This window comes from Pseudomonas sp. Fl5BN2 (genome assembly GCF_009908205.1).
Classification (GTDB): Bacteria; Pseudomonadota; Gammaproteobacteria; order Pseudomonadales; family Pseudomonadaceae; genus Aquipseudomonas.
The window spans coordinates 135980-156808 of sequence record NZ_JAAARL010000016.1; the positions used below are offsets into that span (position 1 = coordinate 135980).

Annotated in this window: 22 protein-coding genes; 18 read left to right on the forward strand and 4 right to left on the reverse strand. The window is 63.3% G+C overall.

Translation table 11 applies throughout. The annotated features are described in order from the left end of the window. Positions 1 to 74 precede the first annotated feature (74 nt). The 3 genes from GV819_RS22195 to GV819_RS22205 are packed head-to-tail and all read left to right on the forward strand — an operon-like array spanning position 75 to position 2215. On the forward strand, positions 75 to 1004 hold the full coding sequence (locus GV819_RS22195) for a DHH family phosphoesterase (RefSeq protein ID WP_161758191.1): 930 nt from the start codon (positions 75 to 77) through the stop codon (positions 1002 to 1004). Positions 1005 to 1017: 13 nt separating this feature from the next. After that, positions 1018 to 1287: a DUF7660 family protein gene (locus GV819_RS22200; protein ID WP_161758192.1), complete on the forward strand. Its 270-nt coding sequence runs from the start codon at positions 1018 to 1020 to the stop codon at positions 1285 to 1287. A gap of 55 nt (positions 1288 to 1342) precedes the next feature. Further along, positions 1343 to 2215: a patatin-like phospholipase family protein gene (locus GV819_RS22205; protein ID WP_161758193.1), complete on the forward strand. Its 873-nt coding sequence runs from the start codon at positions 1343 to 1345 to the stop codon at positions 2213 to 2215. Here GV819_RS22205 and GV819_RS22210 read toward each other — a convergent pair. After that, on the reverse strand, positions 2212 to 3132 hold the full coding sequence (locus GV819_RS22210; protein WP_161758194.1) for a MurR/RpiR family transcriptional regulator: 921 nt from the start codon (positions 3130 to 3132) through the stop codon (positions 2212 to 2214). The genes GV819_RS22205 and GV819_RS22210 overlap by 4 nt on opposite strands. 312 nt (positions 3133 to 3444) lie before the next feature. Here GV819_RS22210 and GV819_RS22215 point away from each other — a divergent pair, with 312 nt between their 5' ends. From GV819_RS22215 to GV819_RS22275, 13 genes are all read left to right on the forward strand, one after another. After that, positions 3445 to 5382, forward strand: a complete 1938-nt coding sequence (locus tag GV819_RS22215; protein ID WP_161758195.1) for a bifunctional 5-dehydro-2-deoxygluconokinase/5-dehydro-2-deoxyphosphogluconate aldolase — start codon at positions 3445 to 3447, stop codon at positions 5380 to 5382. A 60-nt stretch (positions 5383 to 5442) separates the two neighbouring features. Next, a complete protein-coding gene (iolE, locus tag GV819_RS22220; protein WP_161758196.1) occupies positions 5443 to 6348 on the forward strand; it encodes a myo-inosose-2 dehydratase in 906 nt (301 codons plus the stop codon). Further along, a complete protein-coding gene (gene iolB, locus GV819_RS22225) occupies positions 6345 to 7154 on the forward strand; it encodes a 5-deoxy-glucuronate isomerase (protein ID WP_161758197.1) in 810 nt (269 codons plus the stop codon). The genes iolE and iolB overlap by 4 nt, the downstream gene beginning before the upstream one ends. 40 nt (positions 7155 to 7194) lie before the next feature. Then, positions 7195 to 8082: a TIM barrel protein gene (locus GV819_RS22230; RefSeq protein WP_161758198.1), complete on the forward strand. Its 888-nt coding sequence runs from the start codon at positions 7195 to 7197 to the stop codon at positions 8080 to 8082. Positions 8083 to 8092: 10 nt separating this feature from the next. Next, positions 8093 to 10030 carry a 3D-(3,5/4)-trihydroxycyclohexane-1,2-dione acylhydrolase (decyclizing) gene (gene iolD, locus GV819_RS22235; protein ID WP_161758199.1) on the forward strand — a complete coding sequence of 646 codons (1938 nt, stop codon included), beginning with the start codon at positions 8093 to 8095 and terminating at the stop codon, positions 10028 to 10030. Positions 10031 to 10064: 34 nt separating this feature from the next. Continuing rightward, complete coding sequence (locus tag GV819_RS22240; protein ID WP_161758200.1) at positions 10065 to 11075, forward strand: Gfo/Idh/MocA family protein; 1011 nt, start codon at positions 10065 to 10067, stop codon at positions 11073 to 11075. A 350-nt stretch (positions 11076 to 11425) separates the two neighbouring features. Further along, positions 11426 to 11608: a hypothetical protein gene (locus GV819_RS22245; protein ID WP_178124843.1), complete on the forward strand. Its 183-nt coding sequence runs from the start codon at positions 11426 to 11428 to the stop codon at positions 11606 to 11608. Positions 11609 to 11663: 55 nt separating this feature from the next. Further along, on the forward strand, positions 11664 to 12590 hold the full coding sequence (locus GV819_RS22250) for a sugar ABC transporter substrate-binding protein (RefSeq protein ID WP_161758202.1): 927 nt from the start codon (positions 11664 to 11666) through the stop codon (positions 12588 to 12590). 68 nt (positions 12591 to 12658) lie between these two features. Beyond that, positions 12659 to 14212, forward strand: coding sequence for a sugar ABC transporter ATP-binding protein (locus GV819_RS22255; protein ID WP_161758203.1), 1554 nt, complete (start codon positions 12659 to 12661; stop codon positions 14210 to 14212). Positions 14213 to 14281: 69 nt separating this feature from the next. Beyond that, positions 14282 to 15304, forward strand: a complete 1023-nt coding sequence (locus GV819_RS22260; RefSeq protein WP_161758204.1) for an ABC transporter permease — start codon at positions 14282 to 14284, stop codon at positions 15302 to 15304. 395 nt (positions 15305 to 15699) lie between these two features. Further along, positions 15700 to 16104 carry a TraR/DksA family transcriptional regulator gene (locus GV819_RS22265; protein ID WP_161758205.1) on the forward strand — a complete coding sequence of 135 codons (405 nt, stop codon included), beginning with the start codon at positions 15700 to 15702 and terminating at the stop codon, positions 16102 to 16104. A gap of 769 nt (positions 16105 to 16873) precedes the next feature. Then, the gene (locus tag GV819_RS22270; RefSeq protein ID WP_434738440.1) at positions 16874 to 18112 is read left to right on the forward strand and encodes a methyl-accepting chemotaxis protein; all 1239 of its coding nucleotides are present in this window, start codon (positions 16874 to 16876) and stop codon (positions 18110 to 18112) included. Positions 18113 to 18234: 122 nt separating this feature from the next. Beyond that, entirely contained in the window at positions 18235 to 18453 is a 219-nt protein-coding gene (locus tag GV819_RS22275) for a hypothetical protein (RefSeq protein ID WP_161758207.1), read from the forward strand. On the opposite strand, the gene GV819_RS22280 is transcribed toward GV819_RS22275, so the two are convergent. The 3 genes from GV819_RS22280 to GV819_RS22290 form a co-directional block, all read right to left on the reverse strand. Continuing rightward, positions 18450 to 18689 (reverse strand): DUF2789 domain-containing protein, encoded by a 240-nt coding sequence (locus GV819_RS22280; RefSeq protein WP_161758208.1) that lies wholly within the window; start codon positions 18687 to 18689, stop codon positions 18450 to 18452. The two genes, GV819_RS22275 and GV819_RS22280, sit on opposite strands and share 4 nt — an antisense overlap. An 85-nt stretch (positions 18690 to 18774) precedes the next feature. After that, the gene (locus tag GV819_RS22285) at positions 18775 to 19146 is read right to left on the reverse strand and encodes a hypothetical protein (protein WP_161758209.1); all 372 of its coding nucleotides are present in this window, start codon (positions 19144 to 19146) and stop codon (positions 18775 to 18777) included. Between the two features lie 72 nt (positions 19147 to 19218). After that, positions 19219 to 19449, reverse strand: coding sequence for a hypothetical protein (locus GV819_RS22290; protein ID WP_368668929.1), 231 nt, complete (start codon positions 19447 to 19449; stop codon positions 19219 to 19221). 656 nt (positions 19450 to 20105) lie between these two features. On the opposite strand from GV819_RS22290, the gene GV819_RS22295 reads away from it, so the two are divergent. After that, on the forward strand, positions 20106 to 20576 hold the full coding sequence (locus GV819_RS22295) for a hypothetical protein (protein ID WP_306108697.1): 471 nt from the start codon (positions 20106 to 20108) through the stop codon (positions 20574 to 20576). Next, positions 20573 to 20779 (forward strand): hypothetical protein, encoded by a 207-nt coding sequence (locus GV819_RS22300; RefSeq protein ID WP_161758211.1) that lies wholly within the window; start codon positions 20573 to 20575, stop codon positions 20777 to 20779. The genes GV819_RS22295 and GV819_RS22300 overlap by 4 nt, the downstream gene beginning before the upstream one ends. Positions 20780 to 20829 lie beyond the last annotated feature (50 nt).

Genomic DNA, 20829 nt, shown 5'->3' on the forward strand with positions numbered 1-20829 from the left:
GTCATGTCACGGTCATGTCTTTGCGGCATGCTCGATGCCCCGGCCTTTAGGCCTTTGTGTACTACAGGGACGTCATGATCATTGTTACCTCCGGCGCGGCCTATCTGGATATTGACGCCTACGCCGGTTGCATCGCCTACGCCGAGTGGCTCAGCCTCAGCCTCAGCGGCCGTCCGGCCCGGGCCCTGAGCAGCGCTGCGCTCAACGAGAGCATTCCCGAAAGTTTCAGGCGCGACCTCAAGGGCCTGGATTGCCACGTCCCTGACGGCAGCGAGCAGTTCGTCCTGGTGGATGTTTCCAATCACCTGCACCTGGATCCCCTGGTGGACCTGTCGCGGGTGGTGGAAGTCATCGATCATCACCCGGGCTTCGAAGCGTTCTGGGATGAGCGCCTGGGCAGTCACGCGGATATCCGGCCGATTGGCGCCGCCTGCACCCAGGTCTACGAGCGCTGGCGCGATTCCGGGCTGCTGCCACGGATCAGCCGCGACAGCGCGCAACTGCTGGCGGCCGGGATTCTCGACAACACCCTGAATTTCACCGGCGACAGTTGCACCCCGGCGGACCTGCAAGCCTATGCCGCGCTGGCCCAGCGTGCGGGCCTGGACTGGCAGTGGCCCGAACATTACTTCCGCGAATGCCAGCAGCAGATCGAAGGGGGCTTGGAGCAGGCGTTGCTCAAGGACCTGAAGGTGCTTGAAGCCTCGAGCAATCTGCCCCGGTACTTTGCCCAACTGACCCTGTGGAATGGCGCCGGGTTGTTGCAGCACCAGCGGCCCTTGATCGAAAGAGTGCTGGGGCAGCGCGGTGACGACTGGTTGCTGAACCTGATCTGCCTCAGCGAGGGCCGCAGCTACTTGCTCACCGGCAGCAACCCCGACAGTGCACGCAAGCTCGACCGACTGCTAGAGTGCCCGGGCCTGGACGGCTTGCGTTGCCTGACACGGCCGATCCTGCGCAAGGAGCTGCTGCGCAAAGGCCTGGCATTGCAGCCGTCGACTTGAACCTGGAGTGCCCGTGGACCTTGATCAGCGATTGCAGCAGGTGGTGGATGAACGCAGCTTCCTGGAGTTTGTCCAGGCGCTGATCGCCGACCGCCGTCAGGAACAGCGCAAGACCCTGGCCGGGCAATCCGGCAGTTGGCACAACGATTCCATCGAGGACTATCTCGACAGCGCCCACGCCTGGGCCGAGGCGACGGCTGTCGGCGCCACCCAGGGGCTGGCCGAGGCCTCGCCCTGGCAGCGTTTTGCGGTGTTTTTGTACTGCGGCAAGATCTACGAATAAGCCTACCCGCTATGCTCAGCTTCTACGGCGCCAGCCTTGGCGCGGGAGCTCGATCATGAGTCAGGACCAAACCGCGTTGGTGCTTTCCGGGGGCGGCAGTCTCGGAGCCGTCCAGGTCGGCATGCTGCAAGCCCTGGTGGAACTGGGGATCGAATTCGATCTGGTGGTGGGCGCCTCGGTGGGGGCGATCAACGGTGCTTACTTCGCCGCTCGGCCCAATGCCCGGGGCGTCGCCGAGCTGGCGGACTTCTGGCGCGGCTTGCGCAAGGCCGATGTGTTTCCCTTTTCCCTGCTCGACAGCCTGGTGGCGTTCTTGCGTCACCGTGGTTGCCTGCTGCCGTCCACGGCCCTGGCCCGGCTGGTGCGGCGGGCCTTGCCGGTGGCGCGCATCGAAGACTGCGAACTGCCACTGCACATCGTCACCACCAACCTGCTCACCGGCGCCCAGGAAGTGCTGTCCAGCGGCAGCACCGAGCAGGCGCTGCTGGCCAGTGCGGCGATTCCCCTGGTGTTTCCCTGGGTGCGCATCGGCGACAAGTTGCTGGTGGACGGCGGGGTCGCGAGCAACACGCCGATCGCCGCGGCAGTAGGGCTGGGGGCGACGCGGGTGATTGTCCTGCCTACCGGTTTCGGCTGCGCTTGCCTGGCGCCGCCGGCCGGGATGCTGGCCCTGGCGCTGCACACCTTGAACCTGTTGAGCATGCGCCAACTGGTGCGCGACATCGAACTCTACGCACCGCGGGTGGCGATCCATGTGGTCGACCCGCTGTGCCCGCTGGGCGTTTCGGTGTTCGATTTCAATCAAACCGACCAGTTGCTGCAGCGGGCTTACCGGCAGACCCTGGACTGGGTCGAGCAGGGCGGCCTGCAGCGCAGTGGTGTACCGGGCGCACTGCAGGCCCACAGTCATGGGGCGGCGTCGGGCTAGTCGTCGAAGCCGGCCTGTTCGTGAATCTCGTCCACCTTCAATTCCAGGCGATAGGCCACGGCGATGAACAGCGCCTGGCACAGGCACAGGGTGGCGCTCAGTGAACGGAAAGCGAAGGAGCTGCCTTCGTTGACCAGCAGCACGCTGTTGGCGCGCTTGGCCAGGGGCGAGAGGGTGCTGTCAGTGATGATCAGGGTCTTGGCCTGGTTATGCTGGGCAATGCGCAGGCAGTGCTGGGTCTCTTTGGCGTAGGGGGTGAAGCTGATGGCGATCACCAGATCGTTGGGACGGATGCTGCGCATCTGCTCTCGATAGCTGCCCCCCAGCCCCGACACCAGGTGGATGCGCTTGTTGGTGTGCTGCAGGTTGTACACCAGGTAGTCGGCCACGGCGAAGGAGCGACGTACCCCCACCACATAGATGTTGTCGGCGTTGACCACCAGGTCCACGGCCTGGTCGAAGGCCGTGTCGTCCAGTTCCAGCCCCAGGCGCTCGATGCCCGAGAGGGTCGCGTTGATGCATTCCCGGGCCAGGTCGCCGCCGCTGGCTTTCTGCGATTTGTTGGCGATCATGCTGCGCACGCGCTGTTGGTAGTTCTGCACCGGCGTGGCCTTGTGGGTGTAGGCCTGGCGAAACAGCGCCTGCATTTCACTGAAGCCGCTGAAGCCGAAACGCTGGGAGAAACGCACGATGGCCGAGGGATGCACCTCGCATTCCTGGGCGATGTCGCTGATCCGGTCGACCATGATCCGCTCACTCTGCTGGCTCATGTAGCTGGCAATGCGCTTGAGTTGGCGGGGCAGGCTTTCGTACTCCTCGGTGATCAGCTGCAGCAGGCGCTCGGCATTGGCTGGGGGGCTGACGAGGTCGCTCTCTGGCGTACTCTCGGACAGGGCCGGCTGATCGGTGCGGGACATAGGGAATCCTTCTGGCGGATGCTGTGGGGGCGGTTGCGGGCAGCGCCCCGGACAATAGGTTGGCTGCGGCCAGTCTACAGGGTCGGCGTCGGGGAAATCTTCAGCGGTCCAGGCCTGGTGGCACTGCTGAAACGATGCACGCCACGGGGCTGGGCCTTGAAAATAAGTTTAATGGAAAAAATATTCCAAGTAAAAATATATAGAATAAATATTGATTGGTTTCGACAGTCGTTCTAGTCTGCATCCACCAAGAGTGCCTGCCAGCGCAACAACGGCGGCGGGCAGCGGCTGATAAAAATAACAGGAGCCAGCATGGGCCAGACTCGTTTTGCCAGTGGGCGTCAATTGGATCTGATCTGCCTTGGCCGCTTGGCCGTCGACCTCTATGCCCAGCAGGTGGGCGCTCGCCTGGAAGACGTCAGCAGCTTCGCCAAGTACCTCGGCGGCTCGTCCGCCAACATCGCTTTCGGCACCGCGCGGCTGGGGTTGAAGTCGGCAATGCTGAGCCGGGTCGGTGACGATCACATGGGGCGCTTCCTGCTGGAGTCGCTGCAGCGCGAAGGCTGCGATGTCAGTGCGGTCAAGGTCGACCCCGAGCGTCTCACTGCCCTGGTGCTGCTGGGTCTCAAGGACCGCGAGACCTTTCCCCTGTTGTTCTACCGCGAGAACTGCGCCGACATGGCGCTGTGTGCCGAGGACATCAGCGAGGCCTTTATTGCGTCGAGCAAGGCGCTGTTGATCACCGGTACGCATTTCTCCAGCGCCGGGGTCTATCGGGCCAGCGTCCAAGCCTTGGAGTACGCCGAGCGCCATGGTGTGCAGCGGGTGCTGGATATCGACTACCGGCCGGTGCTCTGGGGCCTGGCGGCCAAGGCCGATGGCCAGACCCGCTTCGTCGCCGACCAGCAGGTCAGCCAGCATGTGCAGAGCATCCTGCCGCGCTTCGACTTGATCGTCGGCACGGAAGAGGAATTCCTGATTGCCGGTGGTTGCCAGGCGCTGCTGCCGGCCTTGCGCCGGGTACGCGAACTGACGGCCGCGACCCTGGTGGTCAAGCTCGGTCCCCAGGGTTGCACGGTGATTCATGGGGCAATTCCGTCGCGCCTGGAGGACGCGGCGCTGTACCCCGGGGTGCGGGTCGAAGTGCTCAATGTACTGGGGGCCGGCGATGCTTTCCTGTCGGGGTTTCTCAGTGGCTGGCTGGAGGGCGCGGACGATCAGCGCTGCTGCGAACTGGCCAATGCCTGTGGCGGCCTGGTGGTGTCGCGTCATGCCTGCGCCCCGGCGATGCCGACCCGGGCCGAACTGGATTATCTGCTCAGCAGCCCGCTGCCGATTACCCGGCCGGACCAGGATGCGACGTTGCAGCGCCTGCACCAGGTCAGCGTGCCGCGCAAGGTCTGGCGGCCGCTGTTCATCTTCGCTTTCGACCACCGTGGGCAACTGCTGGAGCTGGCCCAGCAGGGCGGTCGCGAGCTCAAGGCCATTGGTCAACTCAAGTTGCTGTTCATCGAAGCGCTGCAGCAGGTCGAAGCCGACCTTCGCGAGCAGGGCATCGAGGCCGATGTCGGGTTGCTGGCCGACCAGCGTTTCGGCCAGGACGCGTTGAATGCCGCCACCGGTCGCGGCTGGTGGGTGGCGCGCCCGGTGGAAGTCCAGGGCTCGCGGCCCCTGGCGTTCGAGCATGGGCGCTCGATTGGCAGCAACCTGATCGCCTGGCCCCAGGAGCAGATCATCAAGTGCCTGGTGCAGTACCACCCCGATGACGAACCGTTGCTGCGCCTGGAGCAGGAAGCGCAGCTCAAGGGGTTGTACCAGGCGTCCCAGGTCAGCGGTCATGAACTGCTGCTGGAAATCATCCCGCCCAAGGATCTGCCCGGCGCCCATCCGCAGGTGCTGTACCGGGCCATCAAGCGCCTTTACAACCTGGGAATCTACCCGGCCTGGTGGAAGATCGAAGGCCAGGACGCGGAGCAATGGCAGTGTCTGGATGAGCTGATCGAGGCACGTGATCCCTATTGCCGTGGGGTGCTCCTGCTGGGCCTCAATGCACCGCCGGCGGACCTTGCCGAAAGCTTCCGCCAGGCCGCTCGCAGCCGCAGTTGCCGGGGCTTTGCGGTGGGCCGCACGATCTTCCAGGAACCCAGCCGCGCCTGGCTGGCGGGAGACATCGATGACCAGGCGCTGATTGCCCGGGTGCAGGGCACCCTGGTCCAACTGATTGACGCCTGGCGCAGTGCCCGGGGGTGATGGCGAGGGTTGAGAGCAGCCGTCGCCAGATTGATCTGAACAACAATAAAAGGTGCAGCCATGCCCGCCATCCGAATTGGCATCAATCCGATTTCCTGGAGCAACGACGACCTGCCGGCCCTGGGCGGTGAAACCCCCTTGAGCACGGCGCTGGCCGAAGGCAAGGCGATCGGCTACGAAGGTTTTGAACTCAACGGCAAGTTTCCCAAGGATGCCAAGGGCGTCGGCGATGTGCTGCGGCCCTATGACCTGGCGCTGGTTTCGGGCTGGTACTCCGGCCGCCTGGCCCACCGCTCGGCGGCCGAGGAGATCGACGCCATCGGCGCCCATGTGCAACTGCTGGGGCAAAACGGCGCTCAGGTGCTGGTCTATGGCGAAGTCGCCGACTCGATCCAGGGACAGGCCATTGCCTTGGTGGAGCGCCCGCGTTTTCACTCCGAACAGGCGTGGCAGGACTATGCCGACAAGCTCAGCGAACTGGCCCGTTTCACCCTGTCCCAAGGCGTGCGCCTGGCTTATCACCATCACATGGGCGCCTACGTTGAATCCGCCGCCGATATCGACCAACTGATGCGGCGCAGCGGACCTGAAGTCGGCCTGCTGTTCGACTCGGGCCACTGCTACATGGGCGGCGGCGAGCCCTTGACGGTGCTGCGTCGGCACATCGGACGGGTCTGCCATGTGCACTTCAAGGACGTGCGCAAGGCTGTGGTGCAACTGGCGCGCAATCACCTGTGGAGCTTTCCCGATTGCATCATCAACGGCACCTTCACCGTGCCTGGTGACGGCGCTATCGATTTCGCCGGGTTGCTGGAGGAACTGCTGGATGCCGGGTATCAGGGCTGGTTGGTGGTGGAGGCCGAGCAGGACCCGGCGGTGGCGCCCAGCTACGTCTACGCGAAGAAGGGCTACGACACGCTGCGCACTCTGCTTGATGCTGCGCAGCAACGGAGGATGGGGGCATGAGCCTGCTGGTCAAGAGCAACGCCATGGGCCGGACCATGGTCCAGCTCGATGAGGGCGTGTTGCAATACGTGGGGTTTGCCGCCTACCGCCTGAGCCGTGGTGAAAGCCTGTCGCTCAGTGCCGGTGACCGCGAGCTGTGCCTGGTACTGCTCGGCGGGCGAGTGGATATCCACGGCGAGGCGCCGAGGCAGGGACGTTTCAACTGGGACAACATCGGCGACCGCCACTCGGTGTTCGAGGACAAGTCGCCCTTTGCGGTCTATCTGCCGCCGGGCAGCCAGGTCCAGGTCAGCGCCCTGAGCGAGGTGCAGATAGCCGTTTGCGCCGCTCCCGGCTGCCGTGAAGCGGGCCTGGGGCCGCGGCTGATCCGCCCCGAGCAGTGCTCGCGCAGTGTGCGCGGCAAGGGCGCCAACACCCGCTATGTCTGCGACATTCTGCCGGACAGCGAGCCGGCCCATTCGCTGCTGGTGGTGGAGGTGCGCACGCCGTCGGGGCATTCCTCCAGCTACCCGCCGCACAAGCACGACAGTGATGACCTGCCGCACCAGAGCCTGCTCGAAGAAACCTACTACCACCAGATCAGCCCGTCCCAGGGCTTTGTGTTCCAGCGGGTCTACACCGATGACCGGAGCATCGATCAGGCCATGGCGGTGGAGCACAGTGACCTGGTGGTGGTGCCCAAGGGCTATCACCCGGTCAGCGTGCCTTACGGCTACGAGTCCTATTACCTGAACGTGATGGCCGGGCCGAAGCGGGTCTGGCAGTTCCATAACGATCCGCAGCACAGTTGGCTGCTGGACCTCTGAGCCGCTTGCTTTCTCAGTTGCCCGCGGGAGCACCAGGACCATGCCTCAGCCCTTGCGTTTTGCCTTGAACCGGATGGTTGCACCGCAGCTGTCCCTAAGCGACTTCATTGACCTGGCGCTGGCCGTGAAGGTCGACGCCATCGAGCTCCGTAACGACCTCAAGGGGGTGGAGATCGAAGATGGCACGTCTGCCGAGCGGGTCCGCGAGCTGTGCGCGGTTCGCGGCGTCAAGGTGCTGTCGATCAATGCGCTGTATCCCTTTGATGTGTGGAACGAGCAACGCCGCCGGCAATTGCTCGACCTGGCGGGCTATGCCCGTGCCTGTGGAGCCGCAGGCCTGGTGCTGTGCCCATGCAACGAGCGTGACGACCCGCGTACCGAGGCCCAGCGAGTGGCGGGGCTGGAGCGCGCATTGAGCGAGATTGCGCCGATTCTGCGCGAGCATGGCTTGCAGGGTCTGGTCGAGCCGCTGGGGTTTGAGCAAAGCGCGCTGCGCTACAAGCGCGTGGCGCTGGAGGCGATCAGGGCCTGTGCCGGGCTGGACGTGCTGCGCCTGGTGCACGACACCTTCCACCACCACTTGGCGGGCGAGCAGGTGCTGTTCCCCGAGCTCACCGGGTTGCTGCACATCTCCGGTGTCGAAGCGCTGCAGACGCCGCTGTCCGCTCTGCGCGACGGCCACCGAGTGCTGGTGGGCGACGCGGATCTTCTCGGCACCACGGCGCAGATCGCCGGCCTGCTCGATGGCGGTTATGGCGGCTACCTGTCGTTCGAGCCGTTTGCCGCCAGCGTCCACGGGCGGTCGGATATTCGCCAGGCCCTGGAGGCCAGCATCCGCCACCTACGCCAGGCCCTGAGCTCACGACCCGCGGTGGGCGCCGACAAAGAACACAGTGCTGCGGGTTCAGTAGCACCCATGTACCTCTGAAGGAACTGACATGAGCACGACACGGTTGACCATGGCCCAGGCCCTGGTGAAGTTTCTCGACAACCAGTACGTCGAGGTGGATGGGCGGCAGAGCAAGTTTGTCGCCGGGGTCTTTTGCATTTTCGGTCACGGCAACGTGCTGGGGCTGGGCCAGGCGTTGCAGCAGGCGCCGGGCGAGCTGTTGGTGCACCAGGGGCGCAACGAGCAGGGCATGGCCCACGCCGCCATCGGCTTTGCCAAGCAGCACCTGCGACGCAAGATCTACGCCTGCAGCGCCTCGGTGGGCCCCGGCGCGGCCAATATGCTTACCGCGGCGGCCACTGCCACCGCCAACCGCATTCCCTTGCTGCTGTTGCCCGGGGATGTGTTCGCCAGTCGCCAGCCAGACCCGGTGCTGCAACAGATCGAGCAGTTCCATGACCTGAGCATCAGCACCAACGATGCCTTCAAGGCAGTGAGCAAATACTGGGACCGGATCAATCGCCCGGAACAGCTGATGAGCGCGGCGCTGCAGGCCATGCGGGTGTTGACCGATCCTGCGGAAACCGGCGCGGTGACCCTGGCGCTGCCTCAGGATGTGCAGGCGCAAGCCTACGATTACCCGGATTATTTCTTCGCCCGGCGGGTGCACCGCATCGACCGGCGCCCGGCCACCGAGGCCATGCTGGCGGACGCACTGGCGCTGCTGCAGGGCAAGCGTCAGCCGCTGATTATCTGCGGCGGCGGGGTCAAGTACGCCGGGGCCAACCAGGTGCTGCAGGACTTTGCCGAACGCTTCCAGATCCCGATCGCCGAAACCCAGGCGGGCAAGAGTGCGCTGCTGTCCAGCCATCCGTTGAATGTCGGCGGGATCGGTGAGACGGGCTGCCTGGCCGCCAATCTACTGGCCCGGGATGCCGACCTGATCATTGGCGTCGGTACCCGCTACAGCGATTTCACCACCTCGTCGAAGTGGTTGTTCCAGCACCCGCAGGTGCAGTTTCTCAACCTTAATATCCATCCTGGCGATGCCTTGAAACTTGATGGCGTGCAACTGCTGGCGGACGCCAAGGCCGGTTTGCAGGCGCTGGGCACACTCCTGGCGAGCCATGCCTACCGCGCCGACTGGGGCACGCAGGTGGCGGCGGCCAAGGCGCAACTGGAGGCGGAAGTGGACCGGGTTCATGGGCTGCACTACCAGAGCGATGGTTTTGTTGCCGAGATCAGCGACCGCCTGGACCCGGCAGTGCTGAGGGAATTCATCGAACTGAGCGGTTCCTGCCTGACCCAGAGCCAGGTGCTTGGAGTGCTCAACCAGACCCTGGCCGATGACGCGGTGATCGTCGCCGCTGCCGGCAGCCTGCCCGGTGACCTGCAGCGCAGCTGGCGCAGCAAGGGGGTCAATACCTACCACGTGGAATACGGCTATTCATGCATGGGCTACGAGGTCAGCGCGGCCCTTGGGGTCAAGCTCGCCGAGCCCGAGCGCGAGGTTTATGCCCTGGTGGGGGACGGTTCCTACCTGATGCTGCATTCGGAGCTGGTCACCTCGATCCAGGAGCGGCGCAAGATCAACGTGGTGTTGCTGGACAACATGGCCTTCGGTTGCATCAACAACCTGCAACTGGGCCAGGGCCTGGACAGTTTCGCCACCGAGTTTCGCTACCGCGATCCGCACACCGGCCAGCTCGATGGCGGCCTGATCCCGGTGGACTACGCAATGAGCGCCGCCGCCTATGGCTGCAAGACCTACACGGTGTGCACCCTTGAACAGCTGCACGCGGCCCTTGCGGATGCGCGCCGGCAGACCGTCTCGACCCTGATCGACATCAAGGTGCTGCCCAAGACCATGCTTCACGGCTACCTGTCGTGGTGGCATGTGGGGGTGGCCGAGGTCTCCACCAGCGCCCGGGTTGCCGCTGCCGCCGAGGGCATCCGCGAGCAACTGGCCAAGGCCCGGCAGTATTGAAACTCGCGAACCGAACAATCACAGGAGTACTTGCATGACTCTGCAATTAGGCGTTATCGGCACCGGTGCCATTGGTCAGGATCACATTCGGCGTTGCAGCCAGACCCTGTTGGGCAGTCGAGTGGTGGCTGTTACCGACATCAATCTGGAGCAGGCGGCCCGGGTGGTCAGCGAGCTGGGGCTCGACGCCGAGGTCTACGCGGACGGCCATGCGTTGATCAAGGCCGCGCACGTGCAGGCGCTGCTGGTCACTTCCTGGGGGCCGAGCCACGAGGCGTTCGTGCTGGCGGCGATTGCCGCCGGCAAGCCGGTGTTCTGCGAAAAGCCCCTGGCGGTCACCGCTGAAGGGTGCCGGCGCATCGTCGAGGCCGAGATCGCCCATGGCCGGCGACTGGTGCAGGTGGGCTTCATGCGGCCCTACGATGCCGGCTACCAGGCCCTCAAGGCGGTGATCGACAGCGGCCGGATCGGCGAGCCGCTGATGCTCCACTGCGCCCACCGCAATCCCAGGGTGGGGGAGAACTACCAGACCGACATGGCGATCACCGACACCTTGATTCATGAACTGGACGTGCTGCGCTGGTTGCTGGCGGACGACTATGTGTCGGTGCAGGTGCTGTTTCCGCGTACCACCCGCAATGCCCATGCCCGGTTACGCGATCCGCAGATTGTGCTGCTGGAAACCGCCCGTGGTACGCGCATCGACGTCGAAGTGTTCGTCAACTGCCAGTACGGCTACGACATCCAGTGTGAAGTGGTGGGGGAGAGCGGCATTGCCCGTTTGCCGGAGCCGTCCCAGGTGCAGCTGCGCAGCGAGGCCACGTTGTCCACGGCGATTCTGATGGACTGGAAAGACCGTTTCATCGCCGCCTATGACGTTGAGTTGCAGGCGTTTATCGACGGTGTGCGGGCCGGCCAGGTCGGTGGCCCCTCGGCCTGGGATGGCTTTGCTGCAGCGGTAGCGGCTGATGCCTGCATCCAGGCCCAGCAGAGCGGGGCGATTGTGCCGGTGAGCCTGCCTGAGCGGCCAGGGTTCTACGCCTGACTGTTGCCCAGAGGCTGGCGTGTTGCAGGGGCGGCAGGGCGGCGTTGCGTTGGCCGGTGCAGGCAGGCTCAAGACCGCGACAAAACTTGCCGGCCTCTGCGCCGGTAAGCCGCCACATGCGCAGGGATTAATGGCGGGTGGCGGGTGTTCGGAGGCGTCGGTGGGGGCTGCCAGTAACCGCATCTTGCCGGGATGGAAGAGCAATAGAATTAAATTCTAAAAGTTGTTGATATAGAAATTATTTTCCAATAAAGTCATTTTCAGGTTGCCGACTATCAAGGCTCCCACAGCCCTCAAGCCCCGCTTGAGAGCATGGCGAGCCAACCAACAAGAACAAACAGGTGCCGTTGATGAAAACCTTTCGCTCTGTTTTGCAACTGCCGTTCCGCGCACTTGCCACTTCACCCCGCGACCTGCTTCGCGTCCCGTGGTCTTCTCGATTGTTATCCCTGCTCAGCGGCCTGTGTGTTGAACACCAGGGCTCGTTGCTGTGCTGCATGCCCGGCGCGCCAGTGCTGTATGCGCCGGCTTGAGCGGCGACTGCGTTTTATCCATGAAAACCGATAAGAATGTGGAGAACGACTTTTGATGAACATTCAGATCCGAATGCTTTCCCTCAGCCTGGCGCTGATGGTGTTCAGCGGCGCGGCGCTGGCCCAGGTGCGAATCGGCGTGAGCATGTCGCAGTTCGATGACACCTACCTGACCTACCTGCGCGAGTCCATGGACCAGAAGGCCAAGTCCATGCCCGAGGGGGTGCAGTTACAGTTCGAGGACGCCCGCAGTGACGTGGTCAAGCAACTGAGCCAGGTGGAAAGCTTCATCAGCCAGAAGGTCGACGCGATTGTGGTCAACCCGGTGGACACCGCCGCCGTGCGCAAGATCACTGAAGCGGCGGTCAAGGCCGGGATTCCCCTGGTCTACGTCAACCGCCGCCCCGATGACCTGAACCTGCCCAGGGGCGTGGTCACGGTGGCGTCCAATGACCTGGAGGCGGGCAAGATGCAGATGCAGTACCTGGCCGAGAAAATGGGCGGCAAGGGCAGCATCGTGATGCTGCTGGGGGACTTGGCGAACAACTCCACGACCAACCGCACCAAGGGCGTCAAGGAGGTGCTGGCGCAGTACCCGGGCATCAAGGTCGACCAGGAACAGTCCGGCGTCTGGTTGCGGGACAAGGGCATGACCCTGGTCAATGACTGGCTGACCCAGGGCCGCCAGTTCAATGCGGTGGTGGCCAACAACGATGAGATGGCCATTGGCGCGGCCATGGCCCTGAAACAGGCCGGCGTGGCCAAGGGCAGTGTGCTGATCGCCGGGGTCGACGGCACGCCGGACGGCTTGCGCGCGGTTGAGCGTGGCGAGCTGGCGGTATCGGTGTTCCAGGACGCCAAGGGCCAGGCCGATGGCTCGGTGGAGACCGCAGTGAAGATGATCAACCAGCAACCGGTGGAGGCCGCAGTGTGGATTCCCTATCGGCTGATCACCCCGGAAAACGTCGCCCAGTTCAAGTAGCCAGCCGGTCCTTCAATCATCAAGCCGGCCGGGCGGCCATGCGCGCCGGGCGGCTGGAGTAGCTGATCATGCACGCTTGCGCGTCTGTTTCGAGCCTGGAACCCCTGAGCACGGTAGCCGTCGTGCCGCCCCAGGAGCCTTATCTGCTGGAGGTGATCAATGTCAGCAAGAGCTTCCCGGGAGTGGTGGCCTTGTCCGAGGTGCAGTTGCGAGTGCGTCCCGGCACGGTACTGGCGCTGATGGGGGAAAACGGCGCCGGCAAGTCGACCCTGATGAAGATCATCGCCGGCATCTATCAGCCCGACTCCGGCGAGCTGCGGCTCAAGGGCCGGCCGGTGAGCTTCGCCTCGCCGCTGGCGGCGCTGCAAGCGGGGATCGCGATGATCCACCAGGAGCTCAACCTGATGCCGCACATGAGTATCGCCGAGAACATCTGGATCGGCCGCGAGCAGCTCAACGCCCTGCGCATGATCGATCACCGGGAAATGCACCGCTGCACCGCGGCCTTGCTGGCGCGCTTGCGCATCGACCTGGACCCCGAGGAGCAGGTGGGCAACCTGAGTATTGCCGAGCGGCAGATGGTGGAGATTGCCAAGGCGGTGTCCTACGACTCCGGCGTGCTGATCATGGACGAACCGACCTCGGCCATCACCGACAAGGAGGTGGCGCACCTGTTCTCGATCATTGCCGACCTCAAGGCTCAGGGTAAGGGCATCATCTACATCACCCACAAGATGAACGAAGTGTTCGCCATCGCCGATGAAGTGGCGGTGCTGCGCGACGGTGCCTATATCGGCCTGCAACGGGCCGACAGCCTGGACGGCGACAGCCTGATTTCGATGATGGTGGGGCGCGAGCTGAGCCAGCTGTTCCCCCAGCGCGAGAAACCTGTCGGCGACCTGCTGCTCAAGGTCCGCGACTTGCGCCTGGACGGGGTGTTCGACGGGGTGTCGTTCGATCTGCATGCCGGGGAGATCCTGGGCATCGCCGGGCTGATGGGCTCGGGGCGCACCAATGTGGCGCAAACCCTGTTCGGCATCACCCCCAGCGACGGCGGCGAGGTGTTCCTCGACGGTCGGCCGCTGCACATCAGCGAGCCGTACATGGCCATCAGCCAAGGGTTTGCCCTGCTCACCGAGGACCGCAAGCTCAGCGGCCTGTTTCCCTGTCTGTCGGTCCTGGAAAACATGGAGGTGGCGGTGTTGCCGCATTACACCGGTGGCGGTTTCGTCCGGCAGAAGGCCCTGCGTGCGCTGTGCGAGGACATGTGCCAGCGGCTGCGGGTCAAGACCCCGTCGCTGGAGCAGTGCATCGATACCCTGTCCGGCGGCAACCAGCAGAAAGCCTTGCTCGCGCGCTGGCTGATGACCCAGCCGCGGATTCTGATTCTCGACGAGCCGACCCGGGGCATCGATGTCGGGGCCAAGGCCGAGATCTACCGGCTGATTGCCTTCCTCGCCAGCGAAGGCATGGCGGTGATCATGATTTCTTCGGAGCTGCCTGAGGTGCTGGGCATGAGCGACCGGCTCATGGTCATGCACGAAGGCCAGCTGATGGGCACCCTGGACCGCGCTGAGGCGACTCAGGAACGGGTCATGCAACTGGCCTCGGGCCTGAACTAGATATTCAACCCAGGGGCGCTGGCCCGGCGTGTCCGGCGCTGGCGTCGCTGTTGATCAAGGTGAGCGGTTATGAACGCAATACTGGAAAAAAAACCGGCAGCGGCAGTGGTCAACCGTCGCCGGCGACTGCCGAGCGAGTTGAGCATCTTCCTGGTACTGATCGGCATCGGCCTGGTGTTCGAGCTGTTTGGCTGGATCGTCCGCGACCAGAGCTTCCTGCTCAACTCCCAGCGCCTGGTGCTGATGATCCTCCAGGTGTCGGTCATCGGCTTGCTGGCCATCGGCGTGACCCAGGTGATCATCACCACCGGCATTGACCTGTCCTCCGGCTCGGTGCTGGCGTTGTCGGCAATGATTGCCGCGAGCCTGGCGCAGACTTCGGACTTCAGCCGCGCGGTGTTTCCCTCGCTGACCGACCTGCCGGTGTGGATTCCGGTACTGGTCGGGCTCGGGGTCGGCCTGCTGGCGGGGGCAATCAACGGTAGCGTGATTGCCCTGACCGGCATTCCGCCCTTTATTGCCACGCTGGGGATGATGGTCTCGGCCCGTGGCCTGGCGCGCTACTACACCCAGGGCCAGCCGGTGAGCATGCTCTCGGACGCCTACACCGCGATTGGCCAGGGCGCGATGCCGGTGGTGATCTTCCTGGTGGTGGCGGTGATCTTCCACATCGCCCTGCGCTACACCAAGTACGGCAAGTACACCTACGCCATCGGCGGCAACATGCAGGCGGCGCGCACTTCAGGGATCAACGTCAAGCGTCACCTGGTGATCGTCTACAGCATCGCCGGGTTGCTGGCGGGGCTGGCCGGGGTGGTGGCCTCGGCGCGGGCCGCGACCGGCCAGGCGGGGATGGGCATGTCCTATGAACTGGACGCAATTGCCGCCGCGGTGATCGGCGGCACCAGCCTGGCGGGAGGGGTCGGGCGCATCACCGGCACGGTGATTGGGGCGCTGATCCTCGGGGTCATGGCCAGCGGCTTCACCTTCGTTGGCGTCGATGCCTACATCCAGGACATTATCAAGGGCTTGATCATTGTGGTGGCGGTGGTCATCGACCAGTACCGCAACAAACGCAAGCTCAAGCGTTGAGTGCTGGAGTGGGGGCGGGCGGCCGAGGTTGATCAAGGTTGTTTTCGCAGCCACTTTTTGCCTGCAAAGAGGTTGGAAAACTGCAAGAAAACCGTGAATCTGCTGTCTGGTACTGCCGTTTGTCTTCTAACAGGCCCGCGGTTATGGAATTTTTTGTTATAAACGCACTCCGATAATCGCCACCAAAGCCCGCAATTGCGGGCTTTGCTCGGTTTGTCGGACAGATTCGCTGTCATTTCAGTTGCTGCGCCCTCAAACCGGCCTTAGACTGCCGCCCCTCGTAAATTGAGTGCCGGGTGGCGCTTAGAAGGTATGGCGCCTTTCTGATGACCTGACGGGTCAACCGGAAACAGTTTGAATTCGCCTTAATGCACGTATTTTTTATAGAGAAATCAATGACCAAGGAAAAGTTGCTGGCCATGCCGGCGGATGACTACATGAATGCCGAGCAGCACGCTTTTTTCAGCGATCTGTTGCAAGCCATGAAGGTGGAAACCCACGAGCGCATCGAACAGAACCGGATCGCCATTGAAAGCCTGGACACCCCGGCTGACCCGGCTGATGCCGCCTCCGTTGAAGAAGAGCGCACTTGGTTGGTCAACGCCATTGATCGTGACCAGCGCATGCTGCCGCAACTGGAGCAGGCCCTGGGCCGGATCAGTGACGACAGCTTCGGCTGGTGCGATGACAGCGGCGAGGCGATTGGCCTCAAGCGCCTGCTGATCAGCCCGACCACCAAGTACTGCATCGAAGCCCAAGAACGCCACGAGCAGATCGACAAGCATCAGCGACAGGCTTGATAGCCGCTGCAAGTTGCAAGCTTCAAGCGGCAAGAGAGGCGCCGGGCCCATGACCATGTGCTCCGGGGATCGACCTGCTCAATCCTGGCATTGTCCATTCGCTTGAAGCTCCGCCAGTGCGGGCGCAAGGAACGCGCCCACAGCGAACCTCCCAGGTTCCACCCCAGCCCTCATCGCCGAGTGCAAAAAGCCCTGCGCCTGCCGCTGCTTTATTGATCTCCTGCAACCCCCGCCCCCACAGACCCTGAATAATGGCCGACGCATGCCTCTGGCCGTTTATGGTTTGGAGCCTGCCGCTGCGCTGTCCTACTAAGGGACCATGGATAATGGCTTTCTAGTGGCGTCTAATGCCGGAAAACAAATAGAACGATGTGGGGTGAGCAACATGTCAAGAGAAGGATCTCTAGCGGTGCCTGTCGCGCAACCGCTGGCAACACCCGGGACTGCCAGCTGGTGGGCGCCGAGCTTGCAGAGCGCGGCCTTGATGGGGTTGCTGGGTGGCCAGGCCCTGGGCGAGTGGCCGCTATACCTGTGCCTGCCGCTGGCGGTGCTGGTGGTCTGGCTACCCAGGCTGCGGACGCGCAAGGCGCCCGAGGCGTCGACGGCAACCGCTGAAAATGAACTGTCCACGCTGACCCGCGACCTGTCCTACAGCACCACCCATAACGCGCTGTCCGCCGCCGGAGTGGCCTACTCGGTGACTCAACTGGCGGGCAAGCTGCAATCCCAGCTGGACGCTGCGGCACGCATCGTCGGCAGCGCCGAAGTGATGATCAAGACCGAACAGGCCACCTCGCAACTCAGTCGCCAGGCCCTGAGCGCCGCCAGTGAGGCCCACGCCCGCAGCGCGGAAGGGCGCACGGTGCTGGGCGAGTCCATCAGCCGCATGCACTCCTTGAGCCAGCGCGCCAATGGCAGCCGCGAGCTGATCGAGGCCCTGAGTCAACGCAGTGAGGAGATCCAGCGGGTGACCCTGGTGATCCAGTCGATCGCCAGCCAGACCAATCTGCTGGCCTTGAACGCCGCCATCGAGGCGGCCCGGGCCGGGGAGCATGGCCGCGGTTTTGCCGTGGTTGCCGACGAGGTGCGCGGGCTGGCCGGGCGTACCGCCACCGCCACCGATGAAGTCGGGGTGATGGTGGCCGATATCCAGCAACGCACCAGTGATGTGGTGGAGCAGATCCGCCAGCTGTCCGACGACCTGAACCTGGGGGTCGAGCAGGTGGAGCACACCGGCCAGCACCTGGACACCATCGCTCACTTGGCGGCAGGCGTGGAAGGGCAGGTCGGCGAGATCGCCCGGGGCGCCGAGACCAATCGCGAGCAGTTGGACAGTCTGTTCCATGCGGTGGAACAGATGCGCAGCGATCTGGCGGTCAGTGACCAGCAGACCCGCAGCCTGGCCCAGGCCGCGGTACAGATGGAGGGGCAGGCGGAAACCATCAGTGAGCGCCTGGCCGCAGTTGGCCTGGATGACTACCACCAGCGCATCTATGACCTGGCGCGTGAAGGTGCGAAACGCATCACCGAGCAGTTCGAGACCGACCTGGCAGAGAACCGGATCAGCCAGGATGACCTGTTCGACCGTCACTACCAGCTGATCGCCAACACCGATCCAGCCAAGTACCAGACCCGTTTCGACCGCTATACCGATCAGGTGCTGCCGCCGATCCAGGAATCCCTGCTGCCGCGCCACAATGGCCTGGTGTTCGCCATCGCCTGTACCCAGGAAGGTTATGTGCCGACCCACAACCAGGTGTTCTCCCAGCCACTGACCGGTGACCCGCAGGTGGACAACCTGCATAACCGCAGCAAGCGCAAGTTTGCCGATCGCACCGGCATCCGTTGTGGCAGCCACCAGCAACCGCTGTTGCTGCAGACCTACACCCGCGATACCGGCGAGCTGATGCATGACTTATCGGTGCCAATCATGGTTCAGGGGCGGCATTGGGGCGGCCTGCGCCTGGGCTACAAACCCGAGCAGGCAGCGCCGCAGCGCAAGGGCTGAGAACGGCGATTGTTACGCGTGATGTAACGCAGCTGTGCAGAATCAGGCTGTTGCGAGGACCAGGAAGTTATTAGTATGCCCAACATCGTTAGGCAGCTAACTAATTTCCTGGAGGGTTCTCCATGCACGGTAAAGTCGATGTGGCGGTGATGATAGGCAGTGGCGTACCGAGCTCACTGCGAGCCTTGGGGCGCAAGGCCTGCTGGGTGGTGCTGGTCAATGGCGAACAGCGCGGCACGGCCTTTGCCAGTCGCGCCGAGGCCGAAGAGTGCCGCCAGGCCTGGCAGCAGCAACTGGCGGTCTGCCAGCCTGGCCAGCGACACCTCAAGCACTCGGCTTAGCCCGCTTGATGCAGGCGCAGGTTGAGTTCGTCTACTACCGGGGTCCAGTCGGCGTCTTCGCGCAGTTGCTGCTTGAGGAAGGCCGCTTGTGGTGCGGTCCTGAATTCGGCGTCCACCAGTTTGCAGTCTTCGGCCAGGGGCGAATATTGGCTGATGAAGGCGTCGATGGCCGCGGGGCTGGAGTCCAGGCCCAATTGATCGAACAGGCCTTCGAGGGTGTGGGTTGGCGCTTCCATGATGATCCCCTTGCTTGGCGTGGCAGCACCGGCGCTGCCTCTGAGTCTCTGAGGCAGTGCGGGCTCGCAAGTTCGATCGGCGTCGTCAGGTCAGGGTGCCGCTCTGGGCTTGGAACAGCGCGGACTGGGCCATCGACAGGGCGGTGCTGTAGGCCATGACCTGGGCCTGCGCGGATGACCGGGCCATGGCGTGACCGGTCTCGGAGCTGGAGGTGGCCCCCTTGACTGTCTCCAGGCGTACCTTGGCCCGTAGCAGTTTGTGTTGCAGTAGCTCGATCTGTTTTTTCAACTGGCGGATGCGTTTCTTCTTGGCCAGCAGTAATGCCTCGGCCTCGCTGTTGGCACTGGAGCGACTGAGGACCAGGGTCTCGCCGTCGTCCGAGGGCTCCAGTGTGGCGGTGCCGGGAGGCGGGGTGAACAGTTCGGCAAGGCGAGTCGGTGGATTTAAGTTAATCATCGTGATGCTCTTAAAACGGATCTCGCCTTTGTGTCGGTCGCGCCGCCGGATCCTTGATCGGCGCGGCACACATCAGGCGTTCAGGGCGCCCTGGTCGACGGCCAGCTTGAGGGCCTTGGCGGACTCCCTGGCTGCCGCTGCCGCCTCTTCCGAGGTCTTGAACCAACGGTCGCGTTCCACTTGGTGGAAGGTGATCTGGGTGAGTGGAGGTTTGGCGCGCATGGCAATCACGGCCTGGAATTCGCCCTCGACTTCTCTGCACTCGCCACGAATGAAAAACTCGCCAATATCTAGTTCGATCACTTCTAGCCTTCCCTTGGAGATGAGTGAGTGCTTGAACGTCCGCATGCTGCGGTCATTCAACCAACAGCGGAGTATGGCAGTTGTTGCGCTGTGGTGGGCTGAGTTATGTCACCTGGGCTCTAGGTGGCGAGGAGTCTGATGGCCTAAACTGAAACTTCTTCTGTTTAACTCCGGCAATGTGCAGCAGCGTTTCAGAGTGTCAGTGGTTAGAATAGAGACGCCGTTGAGCACTGGTTCAGGGCAACATTACCCGCCGAAGAGCAAAAGAGCGGTTTGTTTGAGTACGCAGGTGCGAAGTGACAAGTCGCTTTAAATAGTCGAAATGCACAAAGTTGCTCTAGAATTGCCTCTGCAACCCGCAGTGGCTGCCGAACCGGGATTCATGATCTGGGTGTGTCCGGCCAGTTGGCCTGTTTCAGCCCTGTCCCGGATTATGCGCTGCCACATCGGGCTGTCAGAGCCTACTCCTTGAGCCTTCGACATGTGCCTGATGCATCGGCGAATTACGCTTTGCCCAGCGCCGTGGCCGCAGGAGTGCCAGGTTCACTAGAGCAATTGATGGATGATTGATTGGAGTCACTACGCCGCCATGGCGGTTTTTTCGTGCTGTCCGTTTTTCCTCGGGCGGCATCATTTTGAGTATCGGGGAGTGTTCCTTGGCAGTAAGTAATCTTGAAATGCATGCGTTGTTCGTTTTGGGCGATTTGCGCGCAAAACTGGTCAAGCAATTCCAATCTCGTTTTGTCTATGTCACCGAACAATCCGCCGAAGGTACCTACATCGCCGAGATCGACACCGAGACGGCTCTGGTGGTGGACGATAAGCAGCGCCTGGAACTCAAGGTCGGCGATCACTTTCGCGCCGCTGTGCTGCCCAGCCGAGAAGGCGGCAAGCTGGAGATCCGCTTTCGCGAGATCAAGCTGACGGTCTATGGTCTGGGCGACTACGCCTTTGTCAGCAGCCCTCTGGGGCAGGGGATCGTCTTCAAGGAAGGGCATTCGGTGGTGACGGTCTTCGCCGCCCACGAGCAATTGCAGGAAGGCCTGACCAAGACCCTCAAGGCCGTCACCGCCAAGGCCGCCAAGTTTCGCAAGGGTGAGTTGGTGAGCTTCAAGGCCAGCGAGTGACGCGCCAGAGCCGTGCCGAGTTTCATCAGCAGCACCTGGCCGCCGCCTGTAGCGAGGCCCAGCGCCTGTTCGCACAGAAGGCGGTGTTGCAGGGGGCCTGGCTGAGTTGGGTGGCTGCACAGATCTACGGCCTGCGCCCGGCGGCCTACGCCAGCATGGTGCGCCGTGAATTGCAGCGCCTGCAGGAGCCGGCGGAGCGATGACCGCCCGATCCGGCGTCACTCCGGGTGGAAAATGCGCAACCTCTACTACA

Bases quoted from the DNA above. Each gene is read 5' to 3' on its own strand.
- GV819_RS22255 (WP_161758203.1), top strand. From the start codon at position 12,659: ATGCACGCTTGCGCGTCTGTTTCGAGCCTGGAACCCCTGAGCACGGTA.
- GV819_RS22260 (WP_161758204.1), top strand. From the start codon at position 14,282: ATGAACGCAATACTGGAAAAAAAACCGGCAGCGGCAGTGGTCAACCGT.
- GV819_RS22215 (WP_161758195.1), top strand. From the start codon at position 3,445: ATGGGCCAGACTCGTTTTGCCAGTGGGCGTCAATTGGATCTGATCTGC.
- GV819_RS22275 (WP_161758207.1), top strand. From the start codon at position 18,235: ATGCACGGTAAAGTCGATGTGGCGGTGATGATAGGCAGTGGCGTACCG.
- iolB (WP_161758197.1), top strand. From the start codon at position 6,345: ATGAGCCTGCTGGTCAAGAGCAACGCCATGGGCCGGACCATGGTCCAG.
- GV819_RS22230 (WP_161758198.1), top strand. From the start codon at position 7,195: ATGCCTCAGCCCTTGCGTTTTGCCTTGAACCGGATGGTTGCACCGCAG.
- GV819_RS22205 (WP_161758193.1), top strand. From the start codon at position 1,343: ATGAGTCAGGACCAAACCGCGTTGGTGCTTTCCGGGGGCGGCAGTCTC.
- GV819_RS22265 (WP_161758205.1), top strand. From the start codon at position 15,700: ATGACCAAGGAAAAGTTGCTGGCCATGCCGGCGGATGACTACATGAAT.
- GV819_RS22285 (WP_161758209.1), bottom strand. From the start codon at position 19,146: ATGATTAACTTAAATCCACCGACTCGCCTTGCCGAACTGTTCACCCCG.
- GV819_RS22270 (WP_434738440.1), top strand. From the start codon at position 16,874: ATGATCAAGACCGAACAGGCCACCTCGCAACTCAGTCGCCAGGCCCTG.
- GV819_RS22245 (WP_178124843.1), top strand. From the start codon at position 11,426: ATGAAAACCTTTCGCTCTGTTTTGCAACTGCCGTTCCGCGCACTTGCC.
- GV819_RS22280 (WP_161758208.1), bottom strand. From the start codon at position 18,689: ATGGAAGCGCCAACCCACACCCTCGAAGGCCTGTTCGATCAATTGGGC.
- GV819_RS22210 (WP_161758194.1), bottom strand. From the start codon at position 3,132: ATGTCCCGCACCGATCAGCCGGCCCTGTCCGAGAGTACGCCAGAGAGC.
- GV819_RS22240 (WP_161758200.1), top strand. From the start codon at position 10,065: ATGACTCTGCAATTAGGCGTTATCGGCACCGGTGCCATTGGTCAGGAT.
- GV819_RS22250 (WP_161758202.1), top strand. From the start codon at position 11,664: ATGAACATTCAGATCCGAATGCTTTCCCTCAGCCTGGCGCTGATGGTG.
- iolE (WP_161758196.1), top strand. From the start codon at position 5,443: ATGCCCGCCATCCGAATTGGCATCAATCCGATTTCCTGGAGCAACGAC.
- GV819_RS22195 (WP_161758191.1), top strand. From the start codon at position 75: ATGATCATTGTTACCTCCGGCGCGGCCTATCTGGATATTGACGCCTAC.
- iolD (WP_161758199.1), top strand. From the start codon at position 8,093: ATGAGCACGACACGGTTGACCATGGCCCAGGCCCTGGTGAAGTTTCTC.